This is a genomic window from Mycobacterium sp. 852002-40037_SCH5390672 (genome assembly GCF_001665875.1).
In the GTDB taxonomy this organism is placed as follows: domain Bacteria; phylum Actinomycetota; class Actinomycetes; order Mycobacteriales; family Mycobacteriaceae; genus Mycobacterium.
In genome coordinates this window covers 39095-53362 of sequence record NZ_LZTA01000086.1, presented here as the reverse complement: position 1 = coordinate 53362, position 14268 = coordinate 39095, and the positions used below count along the sequence as shown (strand labels likewise).

Sequence of the window (14268 nt, the reverse complement as noted above, 5' to 3'; positions counted from 1 at the left end):
TCAGGCGCCCTTGCGGACCAGCTGCTCGGCCGCGGCCCGCATGCGGTCCGACAGTTGCAGCAGATCGTGCTCGCGCACGCCCAGCGGCAGCGTGTACGCCAGTTGCCGCAATTCGACGGCGTAGTTGCGCAAATCATCGCGGAGGCGCATCTCAACAGTGGGCATAACTTCTCCCTGGGGCTGGAGGTGGGCAGCGTGCCTGGTCCGCGTCGACCAACCGATCTGTAGATCTTCTCAGCCCGTCGGCGCAACCGCGAGGGCCACGATGCGAATTAACGGGAGTTTGACAGCGCCTTTACAGCGGAGGCCGGTCGACCCTTCGGCGGCCCGCCGGGGCATAACGCTACGGCGAAATCCCGGGCGCAATCTCGTGGTGGCGTTACGCTGGCGCTGCTCGGTGTAAGGCTCGCAGAAAGGCACAGGCGCCGGAATGGATTTCGAACTCGACGCTGGGCAGCGCGCCTGGCTCACAGAGGTTCGTGAATTCCTGCGCGACAACGTCACCCCGGAATTGCGGGCCGAGCTTGCCGCGCATGACCTGGAATTTCCCGACGGCGAAGTGGCCCGGTTTCGCCGCAAGATCGGGGCCAAGGGCTGGTTCGGTCTGAACTGGCCGCGCGAGTACGGCGGCCTTGCCGGTGAAAGGGGCTTCGGCGCCGTTCATCTGCACCTGCTGATGAGCGAATTCGAATATTGGGGCGTGCCCGGTCCCGACCTGACGGTGACGTCGGTGGCGCCGATGATCATGCGGCACGGCACCGAGCGCAACAAGACCGAATGGCTCCCCCTGATCGCCAAAGGCGAAATGATCTGCGCCGTCGGCTATTCCGAGCCCGAGGCGGGAACCGACCTGGCCGGCCTGCGGACCAGCGCCACTCGTGACGGCGAAGAATGGGTGATCAATGGCACCAAGATCTGGAACAGCGGCGCCCAGCGCGCGACGCACGAATGGCTCTGCGTCCGTACCGATCCAAGCGGCGCGCGGCATCGAGGCATCTCGGTCATCATCGTGCCGATCGACAGCCCGGGCGTCGAAATCCGTCCGCTGTACGCCTGGTCGGGCTATCGCACCAACGAGGTGCACTTCCGTGACGTGCGGGTGCCGGTCACCAATCTGGTCGGCGAGGTCAACCGCGGCTGGACCTACATCACCGGTGCGCTCGATCTCGAACGTGGTGCGTTGACCAATGCCGGGGACTTGCGCCGCGCCGTCGAGGAGTTGCAGGAGCTGGCGCGACGGCCGCGGCGCGACGGGACCGTACCTGCCGACGATCAGGCGCTTCGCCGGCGGCTGGTACAGGCCGAGGCCGACGTAGCGGTGGCCATTCTGATGGGCTACGAGGCAGCGTCGATCCTCGACAGCGGCGTCATTCCGACCGTCGAGGTCAGTGTCGAAAAGGTGTTCACCAGCGAGCTGCGCCAGCGCATCGCCGATCTGGCGCTCGATCTGCTCGGCCCGGACGGCCTGTTGGCGCACCGCAGCGAACAGGCCCCGCTGGCCGGCAAATTCGAGCGGCTCTACCGGGCCGCCCCGCTGATGCGCTTCGGCGGGGGCACCAATGAGGTGCTGCGCGACATCATCGCCCAGCGCGGGCACGCAATGCCCTCCTATGGACGCTGACTCCGAGCCTGGCACAGCACCTATGAAGACGATCGCCACCGCCGAACAGCGCGAGTTCGCCTCGGCGCTACGTGCGTTGCTGGCCGCCGAAAACCCGATCGGCCTGGTGCGCGGGCTGAACGAACCCGGCGCGGACCGTAGCACGCCGGCATTGTGGAAGGCGCTGGCCGATGCGGGCGTCTTCGGCCTGGCCATCGACGAGGAATACGGCGGGGCCGGCGGCTCCCTCGAAGACCTGGCCGTCTTCTACACCGAGGCCGGCCGCGCACTGTGCCCGACGACGGTGCACAGCAGTGTCCAGGCCGCGCTGGCCATCGACCAACTCGGCCCCCCGCACATCAAGGCCCGCTGGCTGCCGCCCCTGGCGTCCGGGAGCGTCCGCGCCACGACCGCGCTGTGGAACGCCCGCGACGCCGCCCTCGTCGCCCCGGTGCTGCAGGCCGATCCCGCCCCGGACCAGTGGCGGCTCAACGGAATCGCGGACTACGTCCTCGATGCCGACGTCGCCGATCTCATCGTGGTGTCCGCCGCCGCGGCCGGGCGCACGGTGGTCTTCGTCGTCGACGTTCGTGCCGGCGGTGTCGGCGTGGAACCGCTCGACATGGCCGGCGGGATCCGGGCATTCACCGTGCGTTTCGACAATGTCTGCGTCACCGAGGAGGCGATGCTCGACGGGGTCACCGCACCGGCGCTGCGCCGGGTGGCCAACACCGCGGTGGCGCTGGGATCACTGGACCTGGCGGGTGTCGGCCAGGCCGTATTGGACCGCACCGTCGACTACATCAAACTGCGTCATCAATTCGGCCGGCCCATCGCGTCGTTTCAGGCCGCCCAGCATCTCATCGCCAACATGCACATCGCCGCGGCGGCAGCGCGATTGGCCGCGCAGGCGGCGGTCTTCTGGCTGGGACGAGGCCGCGTCGCGAGCAGGGAGACGGCCATCGCGCGCATGCACGCGGCCACCGCGGCCCGGCTGAGCACGCTGGACGCCCATCAATTGCATGGTGGCATGGGATATGTCACCGAGATCGACCTGCACTTGTGGACCGAGCGGGCACGCTTCGGTTCGACATTCGGCGGCGGAGCCGACGTGGCCGCGGGTTGGCTGGCGCAAACCTTGGAGGAAAACCGTGAGTGAGGACACCCTGATCGATGCGGAATCGGCCTCGCGTGTGGGCACGGTCGCCGCGTCGGCGACCGGTGAGGTGAACCGGCGCGATTGGCAACGGTGGGCGGCGGCGGTCGGTGACCACAACCCGCTGTACTTTGACCCGGATTACGCCAGGGCCAATGGATATCGCGACATCGTCTGCCCCCCGCTGTTTCTGCAATACGCGATCCTCGGCGTATCGCCGCTCGAGTCGCTGCGCCCCGACGGATCGTCCGGCGCGGTCTCCGGCAGCCTGGCGTTCCCCCGCGCCCCCAAGCGGATGGCCGGCGGGGAGAGCTTCACGTTTCATCTGCCGGCCTATCACCGCGACGAGATCGAAATGGTCCGCACCATCGAGTCCATGGCCGAAAAGCAGGGTCGCTCTGGCAGTTTCGTGCTTGTCACCTGGCACACGGTGTACCGCAACCAACACCGCGACCTGCTGGCCGAAGCGTCGACATCCATGATCGCCCGCCCCTAGAAAGGCTCCGTGCGCCATGACCGATCAGCAGGTGTTCTACCAACCATTTTTCGAAGACATCGCCGTGGGCGAGCAGATTCCCACACTGACCGTCACCGTCGATGAGACCCAGATGTTCTTCTTCAGCGCCGCCACCTACAACGGACACCGCATTCACTACGACAAGGAATGGGCTCGAGACACCGAAGGGTACGACAACGTCCTGGTCCATGGCCCGCTGCAGGCGGCGCTTTTGGCCCGCGCCCTCGGCGAGTGGGTCGGCGGGCGCGGGCGACTGGTGTCGTTCTCGGTGCAGAACCGGGCGATCGCCTATCCCGGCGAGCCGCTGAGTTTCGGTGGCGAGGTCACCGGTAAACGCTTGAGCGACACGGGGACCGGGCTGGTTGATCTTGTCATCGCCGGGCGCCGTGACGACACGATCCTGATGCCGGGGCTGGCGACGGTCGAGCTGCCGATGCGGGGAGCCCGGCCGTGACCGGGTTGCGCGGCGAGGCGGCCATTGTCGGTATCGCGGAGTTGCCCGCCGAGCGGCGTCCCACCCGCGCGCCGCTGTTCACCGTCGACCAGTACGCGGTGTTGGCGAAAATGGTGATCGAGGATGCCGGAGTCGATCCCGGCTCTGTCAACGGCCTGCTGACCCACGGCATCGCCGAGTCGGCCATGTTCGCACCGGCCACCCTGTGCGAATACCTGGGTCTGGCACTAGATTTCGGTGAGCGCGTGGATCTCGGCGGGGCCACATCCGCCGGCATGATCTGGCGGGCCGCGGCGGCGGTCGAACTAGGCATCTGCGACGCGGCGCTGGCCGTGGTGCCCGGGTCGGCATCGGTGCCCCAGTCCGAGCGGCGACCCACGCCCGACCCGAATTGGTATGGGGCCTCGTCGAACAACTATGGCTCGCCGCAAGCCGAATTCGAGATTCCCTACGGCAATGTGGGGCAGAACGCGCCCTACGCGCAGATCGCTCAGCGCTACGCGGCCGAATTCGGCTACGATCCGGCGGCTGTCGCCAAGATCGCCGTCGACCAGCGCACCAACGCGTGTGCGCATCCCGGCGCGGTGTTTCACGGCACCCCCATCACGGTGAACGACGTGCTGGACAGTCCGATGATCGCCGACCCGATCCACATGCTGGAAACGGTGATGCGCGTGCACGGGGGAGTGGGCGTGCTGATCGCCAACGCCGACGTCGCCCGCCGTGGCCGCCACCGCCCGGTGTGGATCAAGGGCTTCGGCGAACACATCGCCTTCAAGACCCCGACCTACGCCGACGACCTGCTGTCCACTCCGATCGCGCGCGCCGCCGACCGGGCCTTCGCGATGGCCGGGCTCGACCGGTCCGACGTCGACGTCGCATCCCTCTACGACTGCTACACCATCACGGTGCTGATGACCCTGGAGGACGCCGGATTCTGCGCGAAAGGCAAAGGCATGTCGTGGGTCGGCGAGCACGACCTCACCTACCGTGGCGACTTCCCCGTCAACACCGCCGGTGGCCAACTGTCCTTCGGTCAGGCCGGCATGGCCGGTGGCATGCACCATGTGGTCGACGGTGTACGCCAGATCATGGGCCGGGCCGGCGACGCGCAGGTACCCGACTGCCACACCGCGTTCGTGACCGGCAACGGCGGCATCATGAGCGAACAGGTCGCGCTGCTCATGCGGGGGGACTGACGATGAATCCTGCAGCGGTTCCCATCCCCGAGCCCACGCCCGTCTCGCAGCCTTTCTGGGACGGCCTGGCCCAGCATCGGATCCGGGTGCAGTACTCGCCGTCGTCGCGCCGTTACGTCTTCTATCCGCGCACGCTCGCCCCCGGAACCCTGGCCGACGACCTGGAATGGCGTGAAATCGACGGTGCCGGAACGCTGTACACCTTCACGATCGCCCGCCGGCCCACCGGCCCGCCGTGGGCCGACGCGCTGCCGCAGCTGCTCGCCGTGGTGCAGTGGGATGCCGGGCCGAAATTCAGCACCGAGTTGGTCGACATCGACCCGGACGAGATCCGTATCGGGATGCGGGTGGAGCCGGTGTTCTACGATCTCCCTGGAGAGGCAATCACCCTCCTGAAATATCGGCCCGCATGATCTCAACGGCGAGGTCGGAGGTGCACATGGACGACCCCCTTCATGGCACAGTGCAGGCCATGCTCGACCAGTTGAACGCCGGGTTCCCGCGCGTCGAGAACATGACCGGACCGCAGGCACGTGCCGCGGTGGCCGAACGCCGGATGCCGGTCAACAACCTCGATGATGTCCGCAGCGCCACCGACCGCCTGGTTCCGGGGCCCGACGGCAACATCCCGGTGCGCATCTACCAGCCGCACGGTGTGCCGTCGGGGGACCGCGTCGCGATCGTGTTCTCCCACGGGGGTGGATTCGTCTTCTGCGACATCGAATCTCACGATGGATTCTGCCGGGCTCTGGCCCGGGGCAGTCGAGCCGTCGTGGTCTCGGTCGACTACCGCCTCGCCCCCGAACATCCCGCCCCGGCGGCGGCGCTCGACGCGTTTGCGGTGTTCCTCTGGGCGGTCGAGCACGCCGCCGAGCTGGGCATCGACCCCGCGCGCATCGCGGTTGCCGGCGACAGCGCCGGGGGCAACCTGGCCGCGGTCACCGCCATCCTCTGCCGCGACCGTGGCGTCGCCCGGCCCGCCGCGCAGTTGCTGATGTACCCGGCGATCGATCCGACCTTCGACACCGACAGCTATCACCGTTACAGCACGGGCTACTTCAACACTCGCGCGGCGATGCAGTGGTACTGGCGCCAATATCTGGGCGCGCAAACGGCTTTCGACCCGCCCTATCTGGTGGCCCCGGCCCGCGCGGATTCTCATGCCGGCCTTCCGCCCGCGGTGATCGTGACGGCCGGGCGTGATCCTCTGCACGGCGAGGGATGCGACTACGCAGGCCGGCTACGCAACGCGGGAGTGTCCGTCGTGCACCGGGACTTTCCCGGACTGTTCCACGGGTTCATGACCATCCAATCCTTTCCACCGGCGGCCTCGGCGCAGCATCTGGTCTGCGCCGACCTGCGCCGGCTACTGCATCCGACGTACCGAAGCGCGGTGTCGTGACCGACGTCAGCGACGTCATCGTCATCGGCGCCGGGTTCGCCGGGCTCTATGCCGTGCACCGGGTCGCCTCGTTGGGCCTGTCGGTCACCGCTATCGAGGCAGCGCCCGACGTGGGCGGTACCTGGTACTGGAACGGCTATCCGGGCGCGCGCTGCGACGTCGAAAGTGTGGACTACTCCTACTCATTCGATGAAGAGCTGCAGCGGAGCTGGCAGTGGACCGAACGCTTCGCCGCTCAGCCGGAGATCCTGGCCTACCTGCGCCACGTCGCCGACCGCTTCGATCTGCGCCGCCACTACCGATTCGGCGTCGACGCCATCGGCGCCACCTTCGATCAAGGTCGCTGGCACGTTGACACCGCGACCGGGGACAGGTGTGCCGCACAGTTTCTGTTGTGCGCAACCGGCTGCCTGTCGGCAGTGAATCGGCCCAATATCCCGGGCGCCGACGACTTCTCGGGCGAGGTGTATTTCACGGCGGCGTGGCCGCGCGACGATCCGGACCTGCGCGGCAAGCGGGTTGGCCTGATCGGGACGGGGTCGTCGGGGATCCAGGTGGCGCCGATCATCGCCGCACACGCCGAAAGCCTGGTGGTATTTCAGCGATCCGCGAACTACACCATCCCGATGCCCAACCGGCCGTGGTCGGTTGGGGAACAGCGACAGATCCAGGAGGACTATCCCGAGCGTCGCCGGGTCTCCGCCTACGCGGCGGCGGGTACACCGCACGGCACCTACCACAAGAACGCCGTCGACACCGAACCCAGCGAGCGGTCTGAAGCGCTGTGGAAGCGCTGGCGCGAAGGCGGGGTCCTTTTCGCCAAGACCTTTCCCGACCAGACCAGGGACCCGTCCGCCAATGATGTCGCCAGGACGTTCGCCGAGGAGAGGATCCGCGAGATCGTCACCGATCCCGTCGTCGCAACGGATCTCATCCCGGTCGATCACCCGATCGGAACCAAACGGATCTGTACCGACGACGGCTACTACGCAACCTTCAACCGCGACAACGTTCGGCTGGTGAACCTGCGCCGCGAGCCCATCGAAGCGATCACCGCCGACGGCGTACGAACCGGCGCGACGACATATCCCTGCGATGTGCTGATCTTCGCGACCGGCTTCGACGCCATGACCGGGGCATTGACCCGGATCGACCCGAAAGGCCCAGGGGGACAGCGATTGCGCGACATCTGGGCCGACGGCCCGGTCACGTTCCTCGGCCTGATGGTTCCGGGGCTGCCGAACCTGTTCACCATCAGCGGTCCGGGCAGTCCCTCGGTGCTGGCCAATATGGTCCTGCATGCCGAGGTTCAGGTCGACTGGATCATCGATCTGGTGCGGGCCGCGCGGCGCCTCGGCGTGACCGAGGTCGAGCCACGCCGCGATGCGGCGCTCGCCTGGACCGAGCACGTGGCGCAAGCGGCCGAACGGACGCTGTTCCCCAGGGCGGCATCCTCGTGGTACCTGGGCGCCAATATCGAGGGCAAGAAGCGAGTCTTCATGCCCTACATCGGCGGCTTCGGCACCTACCGGCGGCACTGTGACGAGGTGGCCCACAACGACTACGCGGGACTGGTGTTGACCACCCGATGACGACGTCGACGAGGAAGTGAGCCAGTGCCGGAGACGGTTCAACAGCTATTGCGGCAGCGCCGCCACGACGACACCCCGGCGCTCGCTCACGGGGAGCGGACCTGGACCTGGCGCGAGCACCTGGCCGAAGCCGAGGCGGAGGCCGCGGTCCTCATCGCGCTCGCGGACACCGCACGGCCGTTGCACGTCGGTGCCCTACTCGGTAATTCGCCGGCCATGCTGCGGGCGATGGCCGCCGCAGCGCTGGGCGGCTACGTGCTGTGCGGAATCAACACCACGCGGCGCGGATCGGGATTGCTGGCCGACATCCGACGATCCGACTGCCAGTTGCTGCTCGTCGACCCGGAGCATCGGGAACTAGTGGATGGGTTGGACCTCAACGGTATCCAGCTAATCGATGTGACTCGCGGACGCTACGCCGAGGCCGTGGCCGCCGCGCCACCGCTGGTTCCCCATCGCGAGGTGGCCGCCGCCGACACCCTGATGATGATCTTCACCTCGGGCACCAGCGGTGACCCAAAGGTGGTGCGGTTCGCCCATGGCATGGCGATCATGTGTGGTGCCAGCCTGATCTTTCAGTACGACGTCACCGCCGACGACGTCTGCTACCTGTCGATGCCGCTTTTTCACTCCAACGGTGTCGCCGCCGGGTGGGCGGTCGCCATCGGTAGCGGGGCCACCATGGTGCCGGCGCGCTTTTCGCCGTCGCGCTTCCTCGACGACGTCCGCCGCTACCGGGTGACCTACCTGAATTACGTCGGCAAGCCGCTGGCATTGATCCTGTCCACCCCCGAACGTCCCGACGACGCCGAGAACACCCTGCGGGTGGCGTTCGGCAACGAGGCCACCGATCGCGACATCGCCGAATTCGCAAGGCGTTTCGGATGCCGGGTGGTCGACAGCTTCGGCTCCAGTGAATTCGCGGTGATCGTGGTGCGCGAAGACGGCACCCCACCGGGCTCCATCGGCAAGCCCTACCCGGGGGTGGGCATCTACAACTCGACGACACTGCGGGAATGCGAGGTCGCGAAGTTCGACGCGCACGGGGCGCTGACCAACTTCGATGAGGCCGTGGGGGAACTCGTCAACACCCAGGGGGCCGGGCCCTTCGCCGGCTACTACAACGATCCGGGCGCCACCGCCGAGCGCATGCGGCACGGGATGTACTGGTCGGGCGATCTGGCCTACCGTGATGCCGACGGCTGGATCTACCTTGCCGGCCGAACCGCCGATTGGATGCGGGTGGACGGGGAGAACCTGGCGGCCGGGCCCGTCGAGCGAATTCTGGCGCGGCTGCCCGAAATAAGCCAGGTCGCCGTCTACGCGGTCCCCGACGACCGGGTCGGCGACCAGGTGATGGCCGCCCTGGTACTGCGGCCGAAGGCGCGCCTGGGCCCGGATGATTTCGAGAAATTCCTTGCCGCGCAACCCGATCTGTCCCCTAAGGCGTGGCCGCGCTACGTGCGCATCAACGATCAGCTGCCCGCGACCGCGACCAACAAAATCCTCAAGCGTGCGCTGATCGCCGCGGCCGTCACCGCTCAGGGCGGTCAGTTGTGGGTGCGCCCCGCGCGGGGCACCGGTTATGCGCCGGTGGACGAAATCGCCGATGGCCGTGCGGCGTCGGCCGTCGCGGGGTCATGAACTAAGTCCTGAATCACGCGGCTTCAGCCCGCTTCCTCGGCAACGGGCGCTTCGCCGAACCGCGCCAGCACCAGCGTTGCGCATACGGCGACGGCGAAGCCGACGATCACCAACCACCCGAGTCCGTCGCGCGCGGTGTCACCGAGCCACACCACCCCGACGAACGCCGGTGCCAGGGTTTCACCGACCACCATCCCCGCGACGGCGGTGGTCACCGATCCGCGATGCAACGCGGAGGTGAGCAACAGAAATCCCGCGGCGCCACCCACCGCTGCCGCGTACAGAGCCGGGTTGGTGTAGAAGGAGCGTTTGGTGGGATCGATCGCCTCGATCAAACGAACGCCCACCTCGACAACGCCGAAGCCGCTTCCGGCGCCCAACCCCAGTGCGAGTGCACGCGTGCGGTCGGGTAACCGCCCGGCGGCGGCGCCGCCGATGAAGATCGCGGCCACCACCGCCAGCAGCGCCCAGCCGAGCCCGGCCGGGGCATGCCGAAAGTGTCCCGGCCCGGCGGCCAGGGCGAGGACGACCAGGCTGAGACAGACCACGCCGACGGCTGTCCACTCCGCCGACGACAGCCGCGCCGACAAGACCCACGCGGCCACCACGCCGGTGACCGCGATCGAGGCGGCCAGCGCCGCCGCGACGACATAGATCGGGACCAAGCGCAGCGCGGCCACTTGAAGCGCGAACCCGACGACGTCGAGTCCGACCCCGGCCAGGTAGCGCCACTGCCGAACGGCTCGTAACAGCAGCACGGTGTCGACACCCGAGCCGCTGCCCGCTTCGACGGACCGGGTTCCGGCCGCTTGCAACACCGTCGCCGTCCCGTAACAGAGCGAACAGCCCAGCGCGAGGAGGAAGCCGATCAACACACTCACCGACATTAGGCGTCACAGCGGGCCGGCGCCCTGTCGCGCCGAGCATGGCATCAATGAACAAATGTTTGGCAGGTGCACCCCACGGGCACGTCAGAGTTACGTATCGCAGCAGCCCAAACCCGGTAAACGAGAACCAGTGAACAGCGATGATATTTCTGTGCGCCCATTAGGCATATGTCTAACCCTGCGCTGCAACAGAATTCGGATTGAGGTTTAGCGTCGGTGTACACCTGTGTACTCTGTGCCTATGGCTGAACGTGGTGCCCAGCCCAACGTCCCCCGCGGGCGTCGGTTGTTCTTGCGGGCGGTGCGGCGGCTATTCAGCCCGCTACAGCCCGATGACTATCTGGAAATGATCAACCCGCTGTGGACCACCAGGGAGCTGCGCGGAAAGGTCGAACGAGTCGAGCCGCAGGGCTCGGAAGCGGCGAGCGTGCTGATCCGGCCCGGGTATGAATGGCCGGGCCACAAGCCCGGCCAGTATGTGCGGCTGGGCGTGGTCGTCGACGGCGTCTACCACTGGCGAGCGTATTCGTTGACGTCGGACCCCGCGCCCGAGGACGGGCTGATCAGCGTGACGCCCAAGAGGGTCGACGGCGGCGTGGTGTCGCCATATCTGGTCCAGAAGGTCCAGCCGGGGGACCTTGTGCGGCTTGGTGAGGTGGAAGGCGTATTCACGCTGCCTGAGCCGTTGCCGGCCAAGATGCTGTTCATCAGCGCGGGCAGCGGTATTACGCCGATCATCAGCATGTTGCGCAGCATCGACCACCGCGGTGACTTCGGTGATGTCGTGGTCATTCACTCCGCGCGCACCCGCGAGCAGGTCATGTTTTTGTCGGTCCTCGAAGAGTTCGATCGCCGCCACCCCGGGATGCGGCTGGATTTGCGGCTGACCGGCGAACGCGGCCGGCTGGAGCCAAACGCCCTGGACGAAGCGTGTCCGGACTGGCGCGAACGCGAAGCTTTCTGCTCGGGGCCCGGTGACATGCTCGACGCGCTGATCGAGCATTGGGAAAGCAACGGAGACCGCGACCGTCTGCACTTTGAACGCTTCCAGCCCAAGATCGGCGGCGACGCCAACGCGGGTGAGGGCGGCACGGTGCAGTTCCTCGACAGTGAGAAGGACGTCGAATGTGACGGCGGCACATCGATTTTGGAGGCGGGGGAGAAGGCCGGTCTCAACCTCGCCTACGGCTGTCGAATCGGAATTTGTCATACCTGCGTCGGGACGCTGAAGTCGGGCAAGCTGCGTGACCTGCGCTCAGGTGAAGTAATCGAACCCACCGAACAAGACGTACGGATCTGCATCAACACCGCCGAAGGCGATGTTGAGCTCGAACTGTGATCGAAAGGAGCGGCTCCGTGACAACTGCCGCGAAAACTGCCGCGAAAACCACCGGGGGCGAGTTGCTTGCCCGCCTGGGCGAACAAGAACGTGAGAAACTCGCGAAGGAATTCGACGCGATTCACGACGACGTATTCGCCGATTTGGGCGAACGCGACCGGCACTACATCAAGACGGTCATCTCCGTACAGCGCCAGATTGTCGTGGTTGGCCGGGTGCTGCTGCTCGGGTCGCGCTCGAAAACCGCATGGGTGCTGGGCACGGCCTGTCTAGGAATGGCCAAGATCCTGGAGAACATGGAGATCGGCCACAACGTCATGCATGGGCAATGGGACTGGATGAACGATCCCGATATCCATTCCTCGGTGTGGGACTGGGATACCGCGTCGACCGCCGAAGCCTGGAAGCACTCACACAACTACATCCACCACACCTACACCAACATCTTGGGCAAGGACAAAGACCTCGGCTACGAGCTGCTGCGGATCGACCCGAATCAAAGTTGGCACCCGCGGTATCTCTTCCAGCCGCTGTACAACATCTTGCTCATGCTGCTGTTCGAGTGGGGCGTGGCCATCCATGACATGGACATCGATGCCATCCGCACGCGCCAGAAGCCATGGTCGGAGGTGCGCGAGGATCTCAGAGGTATCGGGGTCAAGGCGCGCGCACAGATTTTCAAGGACTATCTCGGGTGGCCACTGATCAGCGCGGGCGCCTTCGCGCTCGTCCAGTTGGCCGCACGCGGCAGAATCAGCCAGCCGGCGCAGTCGCGCCTCGGCAGGGCGCTTCGTCGGGTGTCGAGCAGGGGACGGCTGGGCGCCACCGCCAACTTCGCCGACAAGGTGTTGCCGGGGGTGGAAAGCACCTACCTGCGCACCCTGGGCGCCGACGCGGTGGCCAACGTCATCCGCAACGTGTGGTCGAACGCGATCATCTTCTGCGGCCATTTCCCCGACCAGACCTACACCTTCAGCCAGGAAGACGTCGAGGACGAAACGCGCGGCGGGTGGTATCTGCGCCAGTTGGTTGGCGCCGCGAACATCGAGGGCAGCCCGCTGTTCCACGTCATCAGCGGCAATCTGGGTTATCAAGTGGAACATCATCTTTATCCGGATATGCCGAGCAGCCGATACTCGGAGATCGCGCCGAAGGTCAAAGACATCTGCGAGCGTTATGAGCTGCCGTACAACTCCGGCCCGTTCTCCAAGCAGTGGCTGATGGTGCAGCGCACCATCCTTCGGCTGGCATTTCCCGGTGGAAAACCCCGGCGCAAGGCAGGGCCATACCGCAGCCAGGGCGGCCAGCCGGCGGCGCAGCGGCCCAGCGAGGGTGCGCGGTTCCGTGACCGTGTCCCGGCCGAACACCCGGCCGCGGGCCCGGAACACGAATCCACCGGTGTCTCGGTGCAGCCGCCGCCGCGGGGCAAAGACTGACGCCGCACCCACTCTGCGCCGAGGGTGGGGCCTAGGGACGCGCCGAACGCGCTTCCCGTAAGTAAGACCCACGTTCGGCGCGCGTCTGTTCGGCCCTGAGTAGCGTTACCCGCAAGGCGATTCGGGCCGACGCAGGGAGCGCAATGACGGGCATCGAAGGACGAGTCGTTGCCGTCACGGGAGCAAGCAGCGGCATCGGTGAAGCGACCGCGCGTCTGCTCGCCGAGCGCGGTGCCCGGGTGGTGCTGGGCGCGCGCCGGATCGAGCGCCTCGATGCCATCGCCCGCGAGATACGTGACAGCGGTGGGAGCGTTGCGAGCCGCGCGACCGACGTCACGCGCGGTGAAGATGTGAAACGGCTCGTCGATGTGGCGACAAACGAGTTCGGTCGCCTCGATGTCCTGGTGAGCAATGCAGGCATCAGCAAGGTTGGGCCGATATCCGATCTCGATGTCGACGGATGGTCGGCGATGATCGACGTCAACCTGCGCGGAGTGCTGCACGGGATTGCCGCGGCCCTGCCGGTGTTTCGAAACCAGGGGAGCGGCCATTTCGTGACGACGGTGTCGACCGCCGGGCTCAAGATCGTCCCCACCATGGCGATGTATGCCGCCACCAAGAACGCCGTTCGCACGTTGATGGAGGGCCTGCGGCAGGAATCGACCGACGGTGTCGTCCGGACCACCTCGATCTCACCGGGATTCGTCAACACCCAACTGGACAGCTCCATCGACGACCTGGCGGTGCGTGCGCAGATCCGGCGCAACATGACCGACTTCGGTCTGCCGCCGGCGGCGGTGGCACGCGCCATCGCTTTCGCCATCGAACAGCCGCCCGACATCGAGATCGGCGACATCACCATTCGTCCCACCGTGCAGGGGTAGGGAGTTTCGATAGCAAGCGCTCGATTTGAACCACGGCCGCCGCTTTGTCGTGAATGATCATTGATGGCACGGCAGACGTGGTCGCTGAGTGCGGGTTAGGGGCGAATGAAGCCAACGCGGACGACCGGCAGACCCGCTTCCGCTGACATCGAAGCGAC

Annotated in this window: 14 protein-coding genes; 12 read left to right on the top strand and 2 right to left on the bottom strand. The window is 66.6% G+C overall.

Annotated elements, in window-relative coordinates; all coding sequences use genetic code 11:
* Positions 1–165 carry a hypothetical protein gene (locus A5782_RS26220; protein WP_156623970.1) on the bottom strand — a complete coding sequence of 55 codons (165 nt, stop codon included), beginning with the start codon at positions 163–165 and terminating at the stop codon, positions 1–3.
* 265 nt (positions 166–430) lie between these two features.
* On the opposite strand from A5782_RS26220, the gene A5782_RS15765 reads away from it, so the two are divergent.
* From A5782_RS15765 to fadD1, 9 genes are read left to right on the top strand one after another with little or no spacing between them, the layout of a single operon-like run.
* A complete protein-coding gene (locus A5782_RS15765; RefSeq protein WP_067101844.1) occupies positions 431–1621 on the top strand; it encodes an acyl-CoA dehydrogenase family protein in 1191 nt (396 codons plus the stop codon).
* A gap of 22 nt (positions 1622–1643) precedes the next feature.
* Positions 1644–2759, top strand: coding sequence for an acyl-CoA dehydrogenase family protein (locus tag A5782_RS15760; RefSeq protein ID WP_067101839.1), 1116 nt, complete (start codon positions 1644–1646; stop codon positions 2757–2759).
* A complete protein-coding gene (locus A5782_RS15755) occupies positions 2752–3252 on the top strand; it encodes a MaoC family dehydratase N-terminal domain-containing protein (RefSeq protein WP_067101835.1) in 501 nt (166 codons plus the stop codon). The genes A5782_RS15760 and A5782_RS15755 overlap by 8 nt, the downstream gene beginning before the upstream one ends.
* Positions 3253–3268: 16 nt before the next feature.
* Positions 3269–3727, top strand: a complete 459-nt coding sequence (locus A5782_RS15750) for a MaoC/PaaZ C-terminal domain-containing protein (RefSeq protein ID WP_067101830.1) — start codon at positions 3269–3271, stop codon at positions 3725–3727.
* Complete coding sequence (locus A5782_RS15745; RefSeq protein WP_067101827.1) at positions 3724–4926, top strand: thiolase family protein; 1203 nt, start codon at positions 3724–3726, stop codon at positions 4924–4926. The genes A5782_RS15750 and A5782_RS15745 overlap by 4 nt, the downstream gene beginning before the upstream one ends.
* 2 nt (positions 4927–4928) lie before the next feature.
* On the top strand, positions 4929–5339 hold the full coding sequence (locus tag A5782_RS15740) for a Zn-ribbon domain-containing OB-fold protein (RefSeq protein WP_067101824.1): 411 nt from the start codon (positions 4929–4931) through the stop codon (positions 5337–5339).
* 26 nt (positions 5340–5365) lie between these two features.
* The gene (locus tag A5782_RS15735) at positions 5366–6328 is read left to right on the top strand and encodes an alpha/beta hydrolase (protein WP_067101819.1); all 963 of its coding nucleotides are present in this window, start codon (positions 5366–5368) and stop codon (positions 6326–6328) included.
* Positions 6325–7920, top strand: a complete 1596-nt coding sequence (locus tag A5782_RS15730) for an NAD(P)/FAD-dependent oxidoreductase (RefSeq protein ID WP_067101814.1) — start codon at positions 6325–6327, stop codon at positions 7918–7920. Before A5782_RS15735 ends, A5782_RS15730 begins: the two co-directional genes overlap by 4 nt.
* Before the next feature lie 24 nt (positions 7921–7944).
* Positions 7945–9564, top strand: a complete 1620-nt coding sequence (gene fadD1 / locus A5782_RS15725; RefSeq protein WP_067101810.1) for a fatty-acid--CoA ligase FadD1 — start codon at positions 7945–7947, stop codon at positions 9562–9564.
* A gap of 23 nt (positions 9565–9587) precedes the next feature.
* Here fadD1 and A5782_RS15720 read toward each other — a convergent pair whose 3' ends face one another.
* Positions 9588–10451, bottom strand: a complete 864-nt coding sequence (locus A5782_RS15720; protein WP_067101807.1) for a DMT family transporter — start codon at positions 10449–10451, stop codon at positions 9588–9590.
* 241 nt (positions 10452–10692) lie between these two features.
* On the opposite strand from A5782_RS15720, the gene A5782_RS15715 reads away from it, so the two are divergent.
* The 3 genes from A5782_RS15715 to A5782_RS15705 all read left to right on the top strand — a co-directional run bounded on the left by A5782_RS15715 (position 10693) and on the right by A5782_RS15705 (position 14110).
* Positions 10693–11790: a ferredoxin reductase gene (locus A5782_RS15715; protein WP_067101805.1), complete on the top strand. Its 1098-nt coding sequence runs from the start codon at positions 10693–10695 to the stop codon at positions 11788–11790.
* 17 nt (positions 11791–11807) lie between these two features.
* Positions 11808–13226, top strand: a complete 1419-nt coding sequence (locus A5782_RS15710) for an acyl-CoA desaturase (RefSeq protein ID WP_067101969.1) — start codon at positions 11808–11810, stop codon at positions 13224–13226.
* A gap of 143 nt (positions 13227–13369) precedes the next feature.
* A complete protein-coding gene (locus A5782_RS15705; protein ID WP_067101802.1) occupies positions 13370–14110 on the top strand; it encodes an SDR family oxidoreductase in 741 nt (246 codons plus the stop codon).
* Positions 14111–14268 lie beyond the last annotated feature (158 nt).

What these genes read in the sequence shown, in the direction of transcription:
- A5782_RS26220 (WP_156623970.1), bottom strand. Translation starts at nt 165, where the DNA reads ATGCCCACTGTTGAGATGCGCCTCCGCGATGATTTGCGCAACTACGCC.
- A5782_RS15765 (WP_067101844.1), top strand. Translation starts at nt 431, where the DNA reads ATGGATTTCGAACTCGACGCTGGGCAGCGCGCCTGGCTCACAGAGGTT.
- A5782_RS15760 (WP_067101839.1), top strand. Translation starts at nt 1,644, where the DNA reads ATGAAGACGATCGCCACCGCCGAACAGCGCGAGTTCGCCTCGGCGCTA.
- A5782_RS15750 (WP_067101830.1), top strand. Translation starts at nt 3,269, where the DNA reads ATGACCGATCAGCAGGTGTTCTACCAACCATTTTTCGAAGACATCGCC.
- A5782_RS15740 (WP_067101824.1), top strand. Translation starts at nt 4,929, where the DNA reads ATGAATCCTGCAGCGGTTCCCATCCCCGAGCCCACGCCCGTCTCGCAG.
- A5782_RS15735 (WP_067101819.1), top strand. Translation starts at nt 5,366, where the DNA reads ATGGACGACCCCCTTCATGGCACAGTGCAGGCCATGCTCGACCAGTTG.
- A5782_RS15720 (WP_067101807.1), bottom strand. Translation starts at nt 10,451, where the DNA reads ATGTCGGTGAGTGTGTTGATCGGCTTCCTCCTCGCGCTGGGCTGTTCG.
- A5782_RS15715 (WP_067101805.1), top strand. Translation starts at nt 10,693, where the DNA reads ATGGCTGAACGTGGTGCCCAGCCCAACGTCCCCCGCGGGCGTCGGTTG.
- A5782_RS15705 (WP_067101802.1), top strand. Translation starts at nt 13,370, where the DNA reads ATGACGGGCATCGAAGGACGAGTCGTTGCCGTCACGGGAGCAAGCAGC.